This is a genomic window from Kitasatospora atroaurantiaca, assembly GCF_007828955.1.
In the GTDB taxonomy this organism is placed as follows: Bacteria; Actinomycetota; Actinomycetes; order Streptomycetales; family Streptomycetaceae; genus Kitasatospora; species Kitasatospora atroaurantiaca.
Genome location: NZ_VIVR01000001.1, coordinates 378700 through 396890 on the forward strand (window position 1 = coordinate 378700; position 18191 = coordinate 396890).

Below are 18191 nucleotides of genomic sequence, written 5' to 3' on the forward strand. Positions count from 1 at the left end.
ATCATGCCGGGTCCACGGTCACGGGGAGGGCCGCTCACGGGACGGCCGGATGAGCCGGCCGGTAGACCGTGAGAGGGCGGGAAGCCTTGCCGAGCAGCAGACGGTCCGGGGCAGGGACCGCCTCGCCGTCCAGGGCCAGGTGCCCCACTCCCCGCAGGTCGGTCAGGTCGAGGGCGGGCAGCCTGGCCTCGCGGTACACCCGCGATCTGCCGAGGGTGCCGGAGAGGAAGGCTGCGAGCAGTCTGGTCCGGGCGAACGGGCGGCTGCCGTCGACCACCCGGATGTCGAGCAGGCCGTCGTCCAGGCGGCTTCGGTGACTCGGCGCGAAGCCCGGAGGGTCGTACGCGCCGTTGCCCGCGAACAGCAGCCACAGCCTGCGCGGCACGCCGGACACCGCCACCGGGACGGGCTCCGCCGCCGCCAGCACCCGGACCAGCGCGACACCCAGCGCCGGCCACTTGCCGAGGCGCTTCTCCAGCCGCTCGCGGACGCGGACGAGGTCCGGGTACACGCCGATGCTGAAGGTGTTGAGGAAGATGCGGTCCAGGCCGTCACCGCGGAGGCGGCCGAGGTCCACGGCGGCCGCACTGCCCGTCTCGACCGCCTCGGCGGTGGCCCGCAGGGTGGGGCTGCCGAGGTCTACGGCGAAGTGGTTGAGCGTGCCGCCCGGGAAGACCGCCAGTGGCAGGAGCTCGCGGGCCGCGACCGTCGCTGCGAGGTTGACGGTGCCGTCGCCGCCGCAGACACCGAGCGCTCCCCCGGCGCGGACGGCACGCGCCGCGGCCCGGTCCATCAGCTCCGCCAGGTCGTCGCCGGGCCCGCAGACCTGGATCTCCGCCTCGGTGAGCAGCGCTCGGAGCTCCTCGACCACGGGATCCGGCCCCTGTCCGCCCCTGGGCGGGACGCCCGGGCCCGCGCTGATGTTGACCACCACGGACAGCCCAGCGCCGCGCGGGAGCGCGGGCGCGTCGAGGTGGGGCGGGGCGGTGGCGGCGGGACGGTTCGGCCTGCGTGGCCACCAACGGAGCGTGAGCGCGGCCGCTCCCGCGCCCAGTGCCGCCCCGGCCAGCACGTCGCCCGGGTAGTGCACGCCGACGTAGACCCGGGAGGCCATCACACCGGCTGCCACCGGGGCTGCGACCGCGCCCAGCAGGGGCGATTCCAGGGCGAGGCCGGTGGCGAAGGCGGCCGCCGAGGCGGAGTGCCCGGAGGGGAAGGAGCTGGTCACCGGCTGCTTGAGCAGTCGGCGGACCACCGGCACCGGGTCGAGGAGGGGCCGCGGCCGCCGGGCCGCGTACTTGGCCGGCAGGTTGGCGACGGCCGAGGCGATCAGGAGCGAGCCCACCCCGCGCAGCGCTGCCCGGCGGGCCGTACGGCTGCCGCTCGCCCCGAGGACGGCAGCGGAGGCCAGCCACAGCACGCCGTGGTCGGCGGCATGGGTCAGTCTGGGCAGCCAGGGGTCCGCGCCGCGCAGGCGACGCGCGGCGAAACGGACGAACAGCTGACGGTCGAGCTCGTTCAGCGCACCCATGACAGGAGGTTAGGTCCTTTTCGAGGTCGGGTCCTCTTCACCGGGCAACGCCTTACGACCGGGCAACGGCTCTTCGCCGGGCAGCGCGCCATCGGTCGACGGACACCGGCAGCAGGAGTCCGGCGACGGAGAGCGCACCCCAGCCGGCCGAGACCGCCACCGCCATGCCCCGGCGCTCGCGCGGCAGGGTGGCGCCCAGCAGGACGGCGTCGCCGAGGTCCGCCGCGATCCGCACCAGAGCCGCGAGCCTCAGGGCGTCCCCCTCGGGAGCCAGCACCATGGCGAGCCCGGAAGCCGCGTCGCGCCAGGCGAGCGGACGCAGGCAGACCTCCGTGTGCGGGGCGACCGCGCCGGTCTCGTCCACCAGCCCGGACGGCCCGGCGAGCAGCGCCGGGCGCAGCGCGACGGTCACGCCGTACAGGGCGGTCGCCGCGCCGGTGAGCCTGAGCAGTCCTGCGTGCATCCTGCCTTGCACCTCGTCCTTTCAGCGGCAGTCTCCCCCGCCGTTCTTACGAACCGCTGACGGCCTGTCGGTACGTCGCCGTTCTACCGCCCGGGCGGGCTAGCGTCGCGGGCATGGAGATTCTGCTCACCGGCGGTGCCGGGTTCATCGGGTCGGCCGTGGCGGCCCGGCTGGTCGCCGCCGGACACCGGGTTCGGGTGCTGGACGCGCTGCTCCCTGCGGTGCACCCGGCCGGTCGGGCACCGGTGCTGCCGGACGGGGTGGAGTTCCACCGGGGTGACGTACGGGACCGGCAGGTGGTGGAGCGGGCGCTGCGCGGGGTGGACGCGGTGTGCCACCAGGCGGCGATGGTGGGGCTGGGCCTGGACCTCGACGACGCGCCCGACTACGTGGGCTGCAACGACCTCGGTACGGCGGTGCTGCTGGCCGCGATGGCACGTTCGGACGTACGGGAGCTGGTGCTGGCCGGGTCGATGGTGGTCTACGGCGAGGGGCGCTACCGGTGCGCGGAGCACGGGGACGTCTCGCCGGGGCCTCGGCGGCCCGCCGACCTGGACGCCGGGCGCTTCGAGCCGCCCTGCCCGCGCTGCGGCGCCCCGCTCGCTCCGGGGCTGGTGTCCGAGGACGCGCCGGCCGACCCGCGCAACGTGTACGCGGCGACCAAGCTGGCCCAGGAGCACCTGGCCGCCGCCTGGGCCAGAGCATGCGGCGGCCGGGTACTGACGCTCCGTTACCACAACGTCTACGGGCCGGGGATGCCGCGCGACACTCCGTACGCGGGGGTCGCGTCCCTGTTCCGTTCGGCGCTGGCCCGCGGCGAGTCGCCGAGGGTCTTCGAGGACGGCGGGCAGCGGCGCGACTTCGTCCACGTCTCCGACGTGGCCTCGGCCAACCTGGCCGCGCTGGCCGCGGTGTCCGCCCGCCCGCCGGGGAGCGCGCGGGCGTACAACGTCGGCAGCGGGGATGTGCACACCGTGGGTGAGATGGCCGCGGCCCTGGCGGCGGCGTACGGCGGACCGGAACCGGTGGTCACGGGCGAGTACCGGCTGGGTGATGTCCGGCACATCACGGCCGACTCGGCCCGGCTGCGGGCCGAGCTGGGCTGGTGCCCGCGGGTCGAATTCGCCGACGGTATGGCGGAGTTCGCTGCCGCGCCGCTGCGGACCTGAGCCGTTTGGCTTCGACCTCGACGAGCTCCGCGCGCGGGCGGAGCGGTCGCTCGATCAGGTGTGACCCAGGGCCTGTCCAACCATGCCAGCCGGTGGGCGAATTGTCGGCAGATCCTGGTGACGGATACTCAGTTCCTGGCTGCAGTACGGTCGTTTGTCGTGGCTGAGCTGTGAGTCCGGCGGGTTGGGGGCGGTGGCGCGTGTCCGGCGGGAGCCTGGTAGGCATGGAGCGTGCGATTCGACGCAGTCCCGATGCCGCCGACCGTCGAGGTCAGGCCCCGCGACACCCGCGGCTATCCCGTCCCTGCCATCACCCCGTGGGAGGGTGACCAGCCGCAGTTCGCCCTCACCGATTACGGGCGCAGTGCCGACTGCGCGCGGATGCGGCTGTGCTCCGTCTGCAACACGGTGATGCCACGGGGCTCGGTGTGGCGCGTGGTGGGTGCCGCGGAGACTGCTGCGATCGGCGAGGCGCTGGCCGCCGGGCGGCCCTACCGCAATCTGGCGCCGACCCTTGAGGGGCCGGGGCACCGGGCGTGCATGCTGTACGCCTCGATGGTGTGCCCCTATCTGGCCCGCCCGAACGCGCGGCGCGGACTGTCCGCTGACCAACCGGACGACATGACGGCGCACGTCGTCCGGGGCGCCGTCCGCGGCGTGATGGGCGCGGTGGTGGGGTTCGGCGACTACGAGTACGCGGTCACCGAGACCCAGGTCCTGTTCCGCTTTCTCGATGTGGTCGAGTTCCTGCCGCACGACACCGCCGACGCGCACCTCGAGGAGCTGCGGGCCGAACTCGCCCGGCTGGACCGGGAGCCGCCGCGGCCGACGGGCTGAGCGGCTCTCGGGCGGTCCCGTCGTCCAGGGTCAACCGCGGTAGGCGGGCAGGCCGGGGTAGGTGGAGACCATGGTCGGGGCGGCGGAGCCGTCGGCCGGGAGGGTGGCTATGCCGTCGGGGGTCCGGACGGCGAGGGTGGTGCCGTCGGGGGACCAGGCGGGCTCGGTGTAGTCGGTGGTGGCGTTGGGGGTGAGGTCCTTGGCGGTCCGGCCCTCGAGGAGGTTCTCCTCGAAGATGTGGTCGTGGCCGCCGACGGAGCGGACGAAGACAATCTCCTGCGCGTTCGGGGCCAGCGCGGGCTGGGATCCCTGAGTGATCACACTGCCCTGCTGACGCAGGTAGTCGTCGCGGATGTAGACGTCGCCGGTGGTGGTGTTGGCGTAGACGGCGGTGCCGTGGGACCCGCGGCTGTTCGGCCAGGTGTTGCCGGTCTGCGGCAGCTCGGGCACGTTGTCGCCGGCTTCGGTCCCCAGCCTCAGCGTCTGCGGCGTGCCGTTGACGTCCGTGGCGGACACGCCTGCCAGGCGGGAGGTGCCGCCCTGCGCGACGGCGAAGAAGATGTTGTTCTTCGTGGTCGGGACGTTCTCGTCCGCTGCCATCACCTGCCAGGTGGGGTGCGACCATGTCTGTCCGCCGGGGTTCTTGGCCACGACAACGCGGCCGCTGCCGTCGGGGTTGGAGACGACGAGGTCGCCGGAACCGTTGATGAACACGGCCTTGCTGCCGTTCGGGGACCAGGCGAGGTCCCTGACGATGGTGCCGAAGTCCACCGAGGTACCGTTCATCAGCACGTGGTTGGTGCCGTTGCTGATGGTCAGCTTGCTGTTCGCCGTACCGTTCACAGCCGGCTTGGTGGCGGTGGGAGAGGCCGAGGCGCGGGTGGCCCCGGAGGGGGTCGCGGAGGCGCGGTTGGCCGAGGCGGGAGCACTGCCCGCCGGGGCGGCGCCGGTGTCGGTGCTGTCCGTCGGACCGCATCCGGTCAGCAGGAGGGCGCCGCCCGTGGTGATGGCGGCGGTGAGGGCGACGGCGGCTGCCGTCGTGCGGCGAGTGCGAGCGGACATGACTGGTTCCCCCCGGAACGGTGAAGATGCGTGCTTCGTGAATCGCGCCGGCCGCCCTCGCCTGCCGACGGCCCGAGTTCACCTGTTCGACCGGTTGCTGATACGCGCGATGAGAGAAGACTGGCAGCACCAGATCCGGGATCTGTACGCCAACCGTCACAGCCGTGCAACACGTCTGCCGAACCGCCCCTGGTGAGCGGATCTGCCTTCCTGGAAGGAAAACTGACGCTCCATCTGAGGATTGTCGAGGAGACGAAGTACTCGGCGCGCTACACAACGAGTCCAGCCCCATCGGGGCGTGTCGGGCGGCCTCAGTCGTGTTCGACTCCATACAACCTATGCAGGCCCGCCGGCACCTGACGCAGGAGCGCACGGCTCGATCTCATGCCACGCAGGCGGTCCCCCGAGCTGCCAGTCGAGTGGGTCCTGTGAGTGATGGAGTGATCGTCGGGCCGCGTTCACGAAAGCGAGTTGGGCAGCGGCGAGGAGCGAGACGATCTCCTGCAGATCCTCCCGTGTCTTCCGCTGCCCGCTCGGCCGGGATGGACGTCTACGGCTACACCGCCCTCACCGACCCCGCCAAGCTCAAGGCTGCCGGCGCCACCGGGTTGATCGCCCGACTGCCTGACGTACTAGCACTTCTGGCGCTCTGAGCTTGAGGTTGAGGTTGAGGTTGAGGTTGAAGGAACTGGTGCCGCATCAGAATAGGTTCGTCCTGGCGAGAGCTGGTTGTGGTACTTTCTGCGTCGCCAGGTGCTGCTGCGAACCGAGGAGGTGAGACCGATCAACGCTGTAACAGGTCGGGGCTCCCTCCCTTGTATGGGCTAGGGAGTGCCCGCAGAAGGCATCCCGAAAGGCTTGAAACGCACATGCGGTTCACCTCCCGGACGTCGTCCGACGGCGTCACCGAACAGCTCTTCACCCTCCCCTTCACCTTCGGTGAGATCCCCGGCGTGCTGTGGACGCCGGACGGCACCGCCGGTACCCGCCCCCTGATCCTGATGGGACACGGCGGCGGCCAGCACAAGAAGGCCCCCGGCATCGAGGCGCGTGCCCGCCGCTTCGCGGCCGAGTGCGGTTTCGCGGTGGCGGCCGTCGACGCACCCGCCCATGGCGACCGGCCGCGAACCGAGGAACACAACCGGCTCATCGGCGAGATGCGGAACCGCATGCAGACCGGCGGGGACGTGGCTCCGGTGCTCGCCGAAGTCCACACCCTCATCGCCGACCAGAGCGTCCCGGAATGGCGGGCGGTCTTGGACGCGGTCCAGGAACTCGACCACGTCGGCGCCGGCCCGGTGGGCTACTGGGGGATGTCGTTGGGCTGCGGGCTCGGCGTTCCGTTCGTCGCCGCCGAGCCCCGCGTCCGCGCGGCGGTGCTGGGCCTGAACGGGGCGGAGACCTCGGCCGAGGCCGCCGCGCGGATCACCGTCCCGGTGGAGTTCCTGGTGCAGTGGGACGACGAGCGGGTGCCGCGGGCGGCGAGTCTGGCACTGTTCGACGCCTTCGCGTCGGCGGAGAAGACGCTGCACGCCAACCCCGGCAAGCACGGGGAGATCCCGATGTTCGAACTGGACAGCTCACTGCGGTTCTTCACCCGACACCTGAGCTGATACACCTGTCGCCCGCGACGCGCTGATCGGGTTCCACGCCCGATCAGCGCGTTCAGCGCACATGTGCGACATCCCGCGAGTTCTCCTGAGGCCTGCTGAGTGCCCGAGGCCGTGGCCAGGGGCTTCTTCCTCCTTCGAGTGCTCCGCCGGCCTGTGACGTAACCTCAGGATTCCTGAAGCGTTCTCAACTCATCCGACCGATCTGCGGTCCGGTCGAAGGCGAGGAGGCGCGAGTTGGCGGCGCTGGCGGTGGTGCGGGACCTGCGCGAGTACCGGGATCCGGTCTCGGCGGAGGAGCTTGAGCAGTTCGAGACCGACGTGCTGGCCGGGTTCGTCTTGGCCCGGGCCTCGGCCGGGCTGACGGACGGCACGATTCGCGGCGACGTCGGGCACCTGGAGCAGATGCGGACGTGGTTCGGCCGTCCGCTGTGGGACATGGAGCCGACCGACGCGGACGCGTACTTCGGGCGGGTCCTGCGGGGCTCGCCCAGTGGTACCCGGCTGGCCCGCTCCCAGGCGCTGACCACGTACTTCATGTTCCTGGAGCTTCGGCACAAGGTCGAGATCCATCAGATGACCGGGCGCGTGGTCGAGTGCCCGATCGACGAGATGAACCGTCCGCGCGGCTCCAAGGACGCTCAACTGCGGATCCCGCCCACCGAGCCGGAGGTCGGTCAGCTATTCACGGGCTGGGGCGGTGAGCTCGCGACCTGCCGCAAGTTTGCTCCGACAGCCCGCAACTACACCGCCGCGAAGCTGATGTCGCAGGTCGGGTTGCGGGTGAACGAGGCGTGCAAGCTCGACCTGGACGACATCAAGTGGAACCTGGGCCGGTTCGGCAAGCTCCATGTCCGCCACGGCAAGGGCGCTCGTGGCTCGGGGCCACGTGAGCGAATGGTGCCGCTGATCAACGGCGCGGACCGGACGCTGCGGTGGTTCATCGAGGATGTGTGGGGCCAGTTCGACGACGACCACACCCGCCCCGGCGCCCCGCTGTTCCCGAGCGAGCGCAAGAACACCGACGGCTCCGCGCGCCGGGTCGGCGATGACGCCCTGCGTGATGGTCTGGCAGCGGCCGTCGAGGCCCATCTGCCGCTCTGGACAGAGAAGTTGACTCCCCACGTCCTGCGGCACTTCTGCGCGTCGGAGCTCTATCAGGGCGGCCTGGACCTCATCGCAATTCAGGAGGTTTTGGGACATTCATGGATCGCCACGACGATGCGATACATCCACGTCCAGCAGACCCGGGTCGAAGACGCCTGGATCACCGGGCAACAGCGGGCCGCGAAGCGACTGGAAGGACTCCTGGGATGAAGTGGAACCTACGGCTGACCGCCGCGAACAAGGGCGTCTGGAAGGCATCTGAGCTCCAGCGGAGCCTGGCAGAGCACGGCCTGGTGATCTCGGCCGGGAAGATGTCCGGGCTGTGGTCCGGGCAGCCGGTCTCCCTGAAGCTGGAGGACCTCGATGTCATCTGCGTCGTTCTCGACTGCGAAATCGGGGACCTGCTGATCCCCGAACCAGCGAAGGTCCAATCCCCCGGGCAGCAGGAGACGGCTCGAGCGGCGGTCGGAGCCAGCACCACCGCCCCGACAGTGGTGCCCAAGCGCCGCGACGGCCGTTCCCTCCCGCCGGTCTGACGCCGGCATCGCCGCGGTGGGCAAGATCAGCGATGACAAGCCGGCAGCCTCCTGCGCGGGCTGCTTCGCTTGGGGACAACTGCCCGGCCGGTACTGCCGAGGTTGCTACACCTACGGCCAACAGCATGCCGTCGGACGGTGCTCGGGTTGCCGACGCGAGGTTCCCGTTGACGACAAGCACGGCTACTGCCGCCTCTGCCGGGCTCAGGCGACCTGGGCGATCAAGGCCAGCGGCAAGGCATCGGTGTTGGAGCCGTACCTACGTCAGGTGACCTGCCAGCAGCTGTTCTTCGCGAACCTGCAGCGGCCCCGAAGCGGCGGCCCGCCAGTCGGCAAGCAAGGGCGTCGCGTTCCGAAGCGGTCACCAGCACCTGCCTGGCCAGGCACGCTGGCGGACTGGATCCAACCGCCGTTGTTCGCCGCCGCACGGGACTACCGCAAGTTCGACCGGAAACAGCACGCTGACCTGGCCAATCCATGGCTGGTTCGAGGTCGGCGGGCAGCTCGCGCGCTGAGCGAGGCGCGCGGGTGGAGCCGCTGGATCACCAGTGACGTCGACCGGGCTCTGGTCATCGTGCTGTCCGGTCATACAGAGGCCGAGCCGATCCGGTACTCCGAGCTCTTCCCGGCCCTGCGAATCCGGGGGCTCCCGGTAGGTCGGACCGCCGAAGTCCTTGACCAGCTGGGCCTGTTCACCGACGATCGCGCTCCCGCAGTCGACCGGTGGCTGGAACGCAAGCTCGACGCAGTCGCCCAGGGCATCCGCAGCGAGGTCGAAGCCTGGGCCCGCACCCTGCTCGACGGCGGGCAACGGTCCGAGCCTCGCGCGCGACAGACAGCATGGGCCTACCTCAACGAGGTCCAGCCGGTGCTGCTGGAGTGGTCCAGCCGCTACGACCATCTGCGGGAGGTCACGCGCGAGGACGTCATCGCGGCCCGGGACGCCGTCAGCGGCAAGCAGCGGGAGAGCCGGCTCGTCGCACTGCGGTCACTGTTCCGTCACGCGAAGAAGAACGGCCAGGTCTTCCGCAACCCCACCCTGCGGATCCGCGTCCCACGGCAGGCCGGCGGCGTCATCCAATCCCTCGGGCAGCCGGACATCGACGAGGCGATCGCCGCCGCCACCAGCCCGGACATCCGGCTCATCATGGCCCTGGCCGCCGTCCACGCGGCACGACCGAGGACGATCCGCACGATGCAACTGGATGACGTCGACCTCGGCAACCGGCGCATCACCGTGGGCGGGCACGTCCGCCCACTCGACGACCTCACCCACCGCGCTGTCCTGGACTGGCTCGACCACCGCCGCAACCGCTGGCCGAACACTGCCAACCCCCACCTGCTGATCACCCAGAAGACAGCCGTCGAACTCGGGCCGGCGGGCAAGCTCTGGACCACCCGGGCCACCCGCAACCTCACCGCCACCCTGGAACGGCTCCGCGTCGACCGCCAGCTCGAAGAGGCCCTCACTCACGGACCCGACCCGCTCCACCTCTCCCTCGTCTTCGGCATCGACGAGAAGACCGCCATCCGCTACGCGGACTCGGCCCGGCGCCTCCTGGAAACAGTGCCGAGTCGTGGAACTCCGTGACAGCATCGCTGGATGATCAACGCTGAGGACCTGGTCGGCAGACGCCTGCTTGACCAGCACCTGGGGCCCGTCGAAGAGCATCTCCCGAGGTGGGCGCGTGAATCCATCGCCCTGGGTTCACAGCGAGCCCACCTGGAGAAAACCCCTGTTCATGTCCCACACCGTGCGAGATGCTGCCGGACATGATCGAGCGTGAGTTCGCGATCCGGGCGGCCCAAGAAGATCTGGATCGAAGGTTCTCGGGGCGACTGGTGGTGACCAAGGCTGAGGAGCACGAACTCGTCTGGATCGTCTACTACCAGACCGCGGAGTACCTACGCACGGGCGACCCGAGTCAGCTCTTGGGCGGCAATGGCCCCTACCTGGTTGATCGCCTCGATGGGAGTCTCCACCAGATCGGACCGGTCACCGCTGTTACCGGCGAGTGGGAGCTGGACTACCGGACCCGCATTCGGAAGATGCCCACACGCACCGCAGTGGATGACCTGCACGAGGAGATCCGCCGGGCAGCGGCGGCCCACGGACGAATCATCGCCATGCACGTGCTGCGGCAACGGGTCCACACGCTCACGCACGCGCAAGTCATCGAGTACGTCACCGCTCTGCAGGCTGGCGCCGCACCACCGCACCTGGTGGACATCGCCACCAGGGCGCTCGTCCCTCCCCTCGATCCCGTCCTCAGCGTCCACACCATCCGCGGCGCGGACCTGACCCAGGCTCTGGAGGCGACCGACAAGGGTGGACCCGTGTCTTGATACGAACTCGCGGGTCCCCTCGCGAGAATCAGGGTGGTGGACCCGCGGGTTCACCATGAAGGACCTTCGGTTTCCATGAACCCACGGGGCTCCTGGCCCCGGACTCCTATCTCTGACCCGAGCCGCAAACTAGCGGTCAGGACGTCGCGACCGTGGTCTTCTTCGCCTGGCGGGGCACGGTCCTCTCACGGTTCAGGTGCCCGTACACCGTCGACCGTGGCACACCGAACAGGTCTGTCAATCCCCTGGCAGTGCGAGGCCAATCGCCGGGAACGCCCCGCAGCAAGCCCTGGTCCCGCGCGGGTCTGCCGCCGCCTTCGCACTCGCGCTGGCGGCCATGGTGGCGGTCAATCAGCTCATGCGGCTTTCGGTGCCTCGCGCGACAATGTTCAGCCGGGGAGCGCTCCCCGCAGGCTCGCAACGCTTTGACGCGTAGGAACCGGACGCGCTCGCCTCTGCGCGAGTTGGGGACCACCGCGAGACTGGGAATGGCTTCGTGCTCGCTGGCGACGGCGTGCTGTTTCTCCCGCTCGACCGTGCCGCGGACATCGCCGAGTCGGCGAGTACGATCATTGACGCCGAACGGCACCAGGCCGCTCGCATGAACCTCGGCGACAGCTTCCGAGACCAGGCCAGGTTCTGCAACTACCGTGCCGGGAGCGATGGGGACGGCACGACGTTTCCCGCCGGTACCTCGGTTTGAATCTGCGGAGCCATTGAGGGGGACCAACCGATGCAGCCACGACGACACCCGTCCGGTCCGGCACGATGACCGCCTCTGATCGCCGCCGGGGCGCGCCCGAGCATCCTTGGCGTGGGATTCACCTCGACGTGTACGAGCGGCACATGGGCGACCCAGGGGTCGGGCAGCTTCAGCGGCTCCGCGATATCACCGGGGAACAGCTCGCGGCGTACCCGTTCCGTGCGATCGGGGTGCTGGGAGTCGCGGGAGGCAACGGGCTGGACCTCATCGACCCTGAGACCACGGATGCCGTGTACGGGTACGACATCAACCCCGACTACCTCAACGCCTGCAAGACCCGATATCGCGACGCCCTCGGCGATCGCCTCCATCTGATCGAGACGAGCATCGACCGCTCCGTGAGGATCGCGCGCGTCGATCTCCTCATCGCCAACCTCATCATCGAGTACGTGGGCGCCGAAGAGTTCGCCGCCTTCGCGGCCGCGAACGCCCGCTCCATCGGCGTGCTGTCGTGCGTGATCCAGCGCAACGACACGGCAGGCTTCGTCAGCTCGACGGACTACTCATCGTCGTTCGACGCTCTCGCCTCGGTGTCATCGGACATCGACCCCGAGACGCTGACCTCAGCGATGTCGGATGCAGGGTTCGCAGCCCTGAGTCGCTGCGAGTACCCCTTGCCGAACGGTAAAGCCCTGGTGCGACAGGACTTCCAGACGACCCCGCGCCCATGAACAGCCAGACCCCTGCGCCCGCGTCGTCCTACGTCGAGATGGTGCCGGAGGATCTGGTGGCCGGGTTCTCCACCCGGCCCCGGCACCTCGACGCCGAGACAGACCGGCTCATCGAGCAGTACGTGTCTTAGAAGCGTCCGCCAGTAGGGCGCGACCAGGGCTGGGTGATAGCTCGACAGGCACAGCGCCCCCATCATCGAGTTGGTCGCGCTCTGCGACCGGGGAGGGGCTGTGCCTGCCTGCGGCTCGCTGCAGGGGCTGGGGTCAGCTCAGGGCTTTGGCCAAGCGGTTCAGGCCGTCCGCGATCTCGGCGGGGGTGTGGGTGGTGAACGACAGGCGCAGCGTCGCCGGGTCTGGGCGGCTTGCGAAGAAGGGGGCGCCGGGGACGTAGGCCACGTTGTGGGCGACCGCTTGCGGGAGCAGGGCGGTCGCGTCGTGGCCGGAGGGGAGGCGGACCCAGAGGAACATGCCGCCGTCCGGACGGTTCCAGCTGCTGCCGGCGGGCAGCGCGTTCGCGAGTCCGGCGAGGATGGCGTCGCGGCGCTCGCGGTAGGCGTCACGGACGGTGGCGAGGTGAGTGTCCAGGTCGCAGTCGGCGAGGTAGCGGGCTGCGGCGGCTTGGTCGACCGTCGAGGTGTGCAGGTCGGCGGCCTGCTTGGCGATGACGCAGGCGCGCCGGAGCGCGGCCGGGCCGCGCAGCCAGCCGAGCCGCAGCCCGGGGGCCAGGACCTTGGAGAAGCTGCTCAGTAGCACCGTGCGGTCCTCGGCTCCGGTGCAGCCTGCGACCCACTGGACCGGCTCGCCGCTGAAGCGCAGCTCGCCGTACGGGTCGTCCTCGATGATCCAGAGTCCGCGCCGCGCCGCGACCTGCGCGACCACTCTGCGGCGTGCGAGCGGCAGCGTGCGGCCGGTCGGGTTCTGGAAATTGGGCACCAGATACAGAAGCTTGGGCCGTTCCGCCGCGACGAGCGCGTCGAGCGCGTCCGGCATGATGCCGTCCGCGTCGGTGGGGACCGGGATGATCCGAGCGCCTGCGAGTCCGAAGCACTGCAGCGCGGCGAGATAGGTCGGGTCCTCGACCAGGATCGTGTCGCCGGGTTCCAGCAGGGCCGAGGCCAGCAGCGACAGTCCCTGCTGCGAGCCACCGGTGACCAGCAGGTCCTCGGGGTCGGTCGGCAGGCCGCGTGTGGTGAGCCGGGTGGCGACCGCCGCGCGCAGCAACGGGTCGCCCTCGGTAGTCGAGTACTGCAGCACCTGCCGCGGCGACTCGCGCAACACCGCGTCGTAGGCCGCGCGGATGCCCTCCGCGTCGAAGAGCTCGGGGGCGGGCAGGCCGCCCGCGAACGAGATGACGTCGGGGCGGGCGGTCAGCGCCAGGATCTCCCGGACGGGGGACCCGCCCACGTCGGCGGTGCGGGCGGCAAGAGCAGGGACGGCGGCGGCGGCGCTGTCAGCTGTGGTCAGCATATCGGCCCACCCTACGGGAGTAGCCGGTCCGGTTGACCTGGGTGAACGGGGCACGGGCATGGGTCCTTTCGGAGTGCGCGGATGGGGCACGGACTAGGAGAAGAGAGGAAGGGTGGAGGCGACCGCGACGTGCACGGCGGTTCCGCCGACGACGCTGAGGACGGCGTTCTTGCGCCAGACGTGCAGTGCCGCAGTGGTCACCAGGGCGGCCACGGCCGCCCCGGTCTGCGGCGCGATGTCGACCGGCGTATGGCGCAGGGTGTAGAAGACCAGAATCGTCAGCACGCCGACGGGCATGCTTTCGTTCAGGTACGGCAGCAGTGCGCTGTGCCGGATCGGTGCGAGGAAGGCGAACGGCGCGGCCCGCAGCGCCCAGGTGACGGCCGAACAGACGAGTACGGCCGTGATGATGTAGGTCGGCTCAGGCATGGGCGCTCCTGCGCTTGATGCAGGTGAGGGCGTACTGGGTGAGCAGGATCGCGACGAAGGCGGTCATGGCGGCCACGAGCATTCCGTCCCCGAAGAGCAGGTACGAGCCCAGGGCGCACAGCAGCGCGATGACGGGCAGGGGGACGCTGCGCCGGACGCGGAACGCGTCGATGGTCAGGACGAGGAAGAACGCCGTCACCGCGAAGTCCAGCCCGACGACGCTGTCCGGGAGGAAAGTCCCCGCCAGGGCGCCGACTGTGACAGCAGCGACCCACACGACCTGAAGCGCCGCCTGAATCGTCAGGATGCGCCGCCTGCTCCAACGCTGCGCCTGCGGACCGGTGGTCAGCGCCCACGCCTCGTCTGTGAGCGTGAACGTGGAGTACACCTTCGCCCCGCGCCCGTGCACTCGATGCAACGGGAACGACAGCGCGTAGAACACATGGCGGAAGTTCACCAGGAACGCCGTTGCCGCGATTTGCGCCAGCGGTGCCACGGCCACCACCATCCCCAGCACCACGAACTCCAGCGATCCCGCGAAGATCACCGTCGCGAATACCGGGGCCCACCACCATGCCAAGGGCGACTGGGACACCACGACGCCGAAGGCCAACCCCATGGGCAGGGCGCCCAGCGCCGCAGGCGTGACGATGCGCACGCCTTCCCGAACCTCATCGCCGGGGTCCGTGGTCGGTGAGGGAGGAGGGCTCGTCGAAGGAACGACTGGCTGGGAAGTCATTCGACAATTTTATGTCAGTATCGTCCGCAAATGATTGCCATAGATGGGCGCATAATGACCCTATGAGCAACGCAAGGAAGCTTGATGCCACCGACAGAGCAATTTTGTTTCATCTCTCCAAGGATGGTCGATTGAGCAACATCGAGCTGGCCGCTCGGATCGGTCTGACTCCGGCGCCCTGTCTGCGCCGCGTCAAACGCCTGGAGGAGGAAGGGGTGATCACCGGCTATCGGGCCAGGATCGATCCCGCTGCCGCGGGCCGGCCCTTCTGCGTGGTCATGTCTGTGGAGATCACCATGACCAACAGGCAGACCGTGGAGGAGTTCGAGCGAGCTGTCGCCGCCTTCGACGAGGTCACAGAGGTCCGTCGAGTCTTCGGTGTGCCCGACTACATCATCCGCGTCGACGTCGCCGACGGGAACGCGTATGAGCGCTTCCAGACCGAGAAGATGACGAAGCTCCCCGCGGTGCACCGCATCGTGTCGCACCAGACCATGAAGCTGATCAAAAGCTTCGAGTGAGCCTCGCTCACTACTGGGTCGGCCGACCACGAGTGACGGGAGAAGGTCGCCGATGCAGCACACGACAACGCCTGACGGGGTCCGTATCGCCTACCAGGTCCAAGGCGAGGGACTGCCGCTCGTCCTGCTGGCGGGCCAGGCGAACAACCACCACTGGTGGGACGGGGTGCGCGACGACTTCCACGCCGACCGCAGCACCCTCACGCTCGACTACCGCGGTACGGGTGAGAGCGACAAGCCCGACATTCCCTACAGCACCGAGGTCTTCGCGCAGGACGTGATCGCGGTGCTCGACGAGCTCGGTGTCGACCGGGCCGACGTCTACGGCACGTCCATGGGCGGACGCGTGGCCCAGCACCTCGCGGCCCGCCATCCGTACCGGGTGCGCGCCCTGGTACTCGGCTGCACGTCGCCCGGCGGCCTGCACGGCGTCGAACGCGCCAACGACGTGCGCAGGTCGCTGGCACAGCCGCAACCGTGTGCGACGCGGCAGGCCCTGCTCGACCTGATGTACAGCCCGGCCTGGCTGGCGACCCACCCCGGCCCCTACCGGACGCTCGGCGATCCGGCCATGCCCGCCTATGCCCAGCGTCGCCACCTGGCGGCCAGCAACCAGCACGACGCGTGGCACCTCCTGCCCGGCATCAGCGCACCCACTCTGGTCGTGCACGGCAGCGACGACCTGCTCAACCCCGCCGCCAACGCTCCTCTGCTCGCGAATCGCATCCCCGGCGCCCGGCTTCACATGATCCCCGGAGCGCGGCACGCCTATTTCGAGGAGTTCCGCGCCGTCGCGAGCCCGCTCGTCCTGGACTTCCTCACCACAGTGCCGCACCGGTGACAGGGAAACGGGCAGTCTCCGCGCGTGGCAGTCGGCCGGCGACGGAGAGAACGCCCTCTCAGCCCCGCGCGCGGCTGGTGCTCACACGGTCTATGACGGATCGTCGGCGATAGGCTGAGTGAAGCCCGCACACCGATGCCAGGCATTTGTCACTCAGCCGTGGCCACGTGCTCGCTTCGGGCGCGCTGGTCCGGGACCGTCACTGTGGACAGGTCGAGGCGGGTGTCCATGTCGAGGCGGAACGTGCCGTACGGGTTGATGTTCGACCAGAACAGCGCGGTCAGACCGCGCCGGTTCAGGACCTGCTCGGCCTCCGCGGTGCCCAACCTGAGCGCGGTGGCGTACATGACCATCTGGTCGTACTGCTGGGCGATCAGGTCCCACTTGATCGCCCTGGTCAGCGAGCCGCCGAGCGCCGGCCAGCTGGGCGGGCCGTCGTCCGGCAGGGACAGCCGGATGCTGCCGATGTTCTTCAACCGGGGCAGCAGCCGGAAGTTCAGCAGCTCGGTGAAGGCGAACCCGACCACCGAGGCGCCGTGCGTGTCCACGTAGTTCGACTCGATGTCCGCGTCCGTGCAGTGCCGCAGTAGGCCCTCGATCATCGCCGCGACCTCGGAGGAGGAACAGGACTTGAGCGCAACCGGGACGTGCAATCTCACCCAGGCGCTCGATGGTCCGCGCGCAGAACGCCTTCTCCGCCCGAGCCTGGGCCGAGGCGATGATGCGCTCGATCCGGCCGGGCGGCTCGATCCGGTCCACCCGGCACTGCACGAGCAGGGCCTCCCGCAGCCGGTCCTCCACCAGCTCCACCGGGCAGACCTCGTCCGCCAGCCACGCGATCGGTCGTTCCTCGTCCGCCCGCGTCGAGGGACGGAAGCCAAGCGCCTCGCGGATCTGCGCGCGGTGGTACTCGGCCGTCCGGCCGGTGAGCGAGTACTTCACGAAGTCCGCGGCCGGGACCTTCACCAGCTCGGCGACGTACTCCACCGCCTGCTGTGGGGATCTCCTCAACAGACTCCGGGAACCGGCCCTCCAGTTCGAAGAACTTCAGCACCAGGCAGAAGCCCAACCGCCTCGGACCGGTCTTGTTCGCCACCAAGTCCCAGTCGCCGTCCACGAGCGTCCAGCACGCCACCACGTCTTCCGGCGACCACTCCTGCCGCACGTTCCCGCCCTCTCGCCTCAGCTCACGGGATCACCCGACCGGCTCAACGAACCGGCGGCCCCGGGGCAACGGGCGACCTGACGAACCGTTGACCAGCAGCGCGAGCTACCTTGCGGCTGGGGTCAGAGGTAGGACTCTGGGGGCCAGAGCCCCGTGGGTTCATGGAAACCGAAGGTCCTTCATGGTGAACCCGCGGGTCCACCACCCTGATTCTCGCGAGGGGACCCGCGAGTTCGTATCAAGACACGGGTCCACCCTTGTCGGTCGCCTCCAGAGCCTGGGTCAGGTCCGCGCCGCGGATGGTGTGGACGCTGAGGACGGGATCGAGGGGAGGGACGAGCGCCCTGGTGGCGATGTCCACCAGGTGCGGTGGTGCGGCGCCAGCCTGCAGAGCGGTGACGTACTCGATGACTTGCGCGTGCGTGAGCGTGTGGACCCGTTGCCGCAGCACGTGCATGGCGATGATTCGTCCGTGGGCCGCCGCTGCCCGGCGGATCTCCTCGTGCAGGTCATCCACTGCGGTGCGTGTGGGCATCTTCCGAATGCGGGTCCGGTAGTCCAGCTCCCACTCGCCGGTAACAGCGGTGACCGGTCCGATCTGGTGGAGACTCCCATCGAGGCGATCAACCAGGTAGGGGCCATTGCCGCCCAAGAGCTGACTCGGGTCGCCCGTGCGTAGGTACTCCGCGGTCTGGTAGTAGACGATCCAGACGAGTTCGTGCTCCTCAGCCTTGGTCACCACCAGTCGCCCCGAGAACCTTCGATCCAGATCTTCTTGGGCCGCCCGGATCGCGAACTCACGCTCGATCATGTCCGGCAGCATCTCGCACGGTGTGGGACATGAACAGGGGTTTTCTCCAGGTGGGCTCGCTGTGAACCCAGGGCGATGGATTCACGCGCCCACCTCGGGAGATGCTCTTCGACGGGCCCCAGG

The 18191-nt window shown here is 69.6% G+C and carries 20 protein-coding genes and 2 pseudogenes; 13 read left to right on the forward strand and 9 right to left on the reverse strand.

Going from position 1 to position 18191, the window contains the following annotated elements; translation table 11 throughout:
* Positions 1-34: 34 nt before the first annotated feature.
* Positions 35-1531, reverse strand: coding sequence for a bifunctional phosphatase PAP2/diacylglycerol kinase family protein (locus FB465_RS01690; protein ID WP_145786943.1), 1497 nt, complete (start codon positions 1529-1531; stop codon positions 35-37).
* 52 nt (positions 1532-1583) lie between these two features.
* On the reverse strand, positions 1584-1994 hold the full coding sequence (locus FB465_RS01695; RefSeq protein WP_145786945.1) for a hypothetical protein: 411 nt from the start codon (positions 1992-1994) through the stop codon (positions 1584-1586).
* A gap of 113 nt (positions 1995-2107) precedes the next feature.
* Here FB465_RS01695 and FB465_RS01700 point away from each other — a divergent pair, with 113 nt between their 5' ends.
* Both FB465_RS01700 and FB465_RS01705 read left to right on the forward strand, forming a co-directional pair.
* Positions 2108-3163, forward strand: a complete 1056-nt coding sequence (locus FB465_RS01700; protein ID WP_145786946.1) for an NAD-dependent epimerase/dehydratase family protein — start codon at positions 2108-2110, stop codon at positions 3161-3163.
* A 231-nt stretch (positions 3164-3394) separates the two neighbouring features.
* Positions 3395-4000 carry a hypothetical protein gene (locus FB465_RS01705; protein WP_246192446.1) on the forward strand — a complete coding sequence of 202 codons (606 nt, stop codon included), beginning with the start codon at positions 3395-3397 and terminating at the stop codon, positions 3998-4000.
* Positions 4001-4030: 30 nt separating this feature from the next.
* On the opposite strand, the gene FB465_RS01710 is transcribed toward FB465_RS01705, so the two are convergent.
* Complete coding sequence (locus FB465_RS01710; protein WP_145786948.1) at positions 4031-5062, reverse strand: TolB-like translocation protein; 1032 nt, start codon at positions 5060-5062, stop codon at positions 4031-4033.
* A gap of 515 nt (positions 5063-5577) precedes the next feature.
* Between FB465_RS01710 and FB465_RS01715 the strand changes: the two genes are divergently transcribed.
* The 9 genes from FB465_RS01715 to FB465_RS37380 all read left to right on the forward strand — a co-directional run bounded on the left by FB465_RS01715 (position 5578) and on the right by FB465_RS37380 (position 12226).
* Positions 5578-5715: a hypothetical protein gene (locus tag FB465_RS01715; RefSeq protein WP_211785699.1), complete on the forward strand. Its 138-nt coding sequence runs from the start codon at positions 5578-5580 to the stop codon at positions 5713-5715.
* Between the two features lie 216 nt (positions 5716-5931).
* Complete coding sequence (locus FB465_RS01720) at positions 5932-6675, forward strand: dienelactone hydrolase family protein (protein WP_145786950.1); 744 nt, start codon at positions 5932-5934, stop codon at positions 6673-6675.
* Between the two features lie 234 nt (positions 6676-6909).
* Positions 6910-7989, forward strand: a complete 1080-nt coding sequence (locus FB465_RS01725) for a tyrosine-type recombinase/integrase (protein ID WP_145786596.1) — start codon at positions 6910-6912, stop codon at positions 7987-7989.
* Positions 7986-8315, forward strand: coding sequence for a helix-turn-helix domain-containing protein (locus FB465_RS01730; RefSeq protein WP_145786597.1), 330 nt, complete (start codon positions 7986-7988; stop codon positions 8313-8315). The genes FB465_RS01725 and FB465_RS01730 overlap by 4 nt, the downstream gene beginning before the upstream one ends.
* A 412-nt stretch (positions 8316-8727) precedes the next feature.
* Positions 8728-9906 (forward strand): site-specific integrase, encoded by a 1179-nt coding sequence (locus FB465_RS01735; RefSeq protein ID WP_145786598.1) that lies wholly within the window; start codon positions 8728-8730, stop codon positions 9904-9906.
* A 182-nt stretch (positions 9907-10088) separates the two neighbouring features.
* On the forward strand, positions 10089-10661 hold the full coding sequence (locus FB465_RS01740) for a YrhB domain-containing protein (RefSeq protein WP_145786599.1): 573 nt from the start codon (positions 10089-10091) through the stop codon (positions 10659-10661).
* Between the two features lie 496 nt (positions 10662-11157).
* A complete protein-coding gene (locus FB465_RS01745; protein WP_145786952.1) occupies positions 11158-11364 on the forward strand; it encodes a hypothetical protein in 207 nt (68 codons plus the stop codon).
* A gap of 65 nt (positions 11365-11429) precedes the next feature.
* A complete protein-coding gene (locus FB465_RS01750; protein WP_145786954.1) occupies positions 11430-12095 on the forward strand; it encodes a hypothetical protein in 666 nt (221 codons plus the stop codon).
* The gene (locus tag FB465_RS37380; protein WP_281292317.1) at positions 12092-12226 is read left to right on the forward strand and encodes a hypothetical protein; all 135 of its coding nucleotides are present in this window, start codon (positions 12092-12094) and stop codon (positions 12224-12226) included. The genes FB465_RS01750 and FB465_RS37380 overlap by 4 nt, the downstream gene beginning before the upstream one ends.
* A gap of 133 nt (positions 12227-12359) precedes the next feature.
* On the opposite strand, the gene FB465_RS01755 is transcribed toward FB465_RS37380, so the two are convergent.
* From FB465_RS01755 to FB465_RS01765, 3 genes are all read right to left on the reverse strand, one after another.
* A complete protein-coding gene (locus FB465_RS01755; protein WP_145786956.1) occupies positions 12360-13562 on the reverse strand; it encodes an aminotransferase-like domain-containing protein in 1203 nt (400 codons plus the stop codon).
* Positions 13563-13655: 93 nt separating this feature from the next.
* Positions 13656-13991 (reverse strand): branched-chain amino acid transporter permease, encoded by a 336-nt coding sequence (locus FB465_RS01760; RefSeq protein WP_145786958.1) that lies wholly within the window; start codon positions 13989-13991, stop codon positions 13656-13658.
* Positions 13984-14649: an AzlC family ABC transporter permease gene (locus tag FB465_RS01765; protein WP_246192447.1), complete on the reverse strand. Its 666-nt coding sequence runs from the start codon at positions 14647-14649 to the stop codon at positions 13984-13986. The genes FB465_RS01760 and FB465_RS01765 overlap by 8 nt, the downstream gene beginning before the upstream one ends.
* Positions 14650-14792: 143 nt before the next feature.
* Here FB465_RS01765 and FB465_RS01770 point away from each other — a divergent pair, with 143 nt between their 5' ends.
* Both FB465_RS01770 and FB465_RS01775 read left to right on the forward strand, forming a co-directional pair.
* Positions 14793-15251, forward strand: coding sequence for an Lrp/AsnC family transcriptional regulator (locus FB465_RS01770; protein ID WP_145786962.1), 459 nt, complete (start codon positions 14793-14795; stop codon positions 15249-15251).
* Between the two features lie 52 nt (positions 15252-15303).
* On the forward strand, positions 15304-16092 hold the full coding sequence (locus FB465_RS01775) for an alpha/beta fold hydrolase (protein WP_145786964.1): 789 nt from the start codon (positions 15304-15306) through the stop codon (positions 16090-16092).
* Between the two features lie 290 nt (positions 16093-16382).
* Here the strand turns inward: FB465_RS01775 and FB465_RS01780 are convergent.
* The 3 genes and pseudogenes from FB465_RS01780 to FB465_RS01790 all read right to left on the reverse strand — a co-directional run.
* Positions 16383-16727 (reverse strand): annotated as a pseudogene (locus FB465_RS01780) (Tn3 family transposase); the annotation flags it as partial.
* A gap of 136 nt (positions 16728-16863) precedes the next feature.
* Positions 16864-17079, reverse strand: a pseudogene (locus tag FB465_RS37810) (DUF4158 domain-containing protein); the annotation flags it as partial.
* Between the two features lie 416 nt (positions 17080-17495).
* Positions 17496-18068, reverse strand: a complete 573-nt coding sequence (locus tag FB465_RS01790) for a YrhB domain-containing protein (RefSeq protein WP_145786599.1) — start codon at positions 18066-18068, stop codon at positions 17496-17498.
* Positions 18069-18191: the final 123 nt, after the last annotated feature.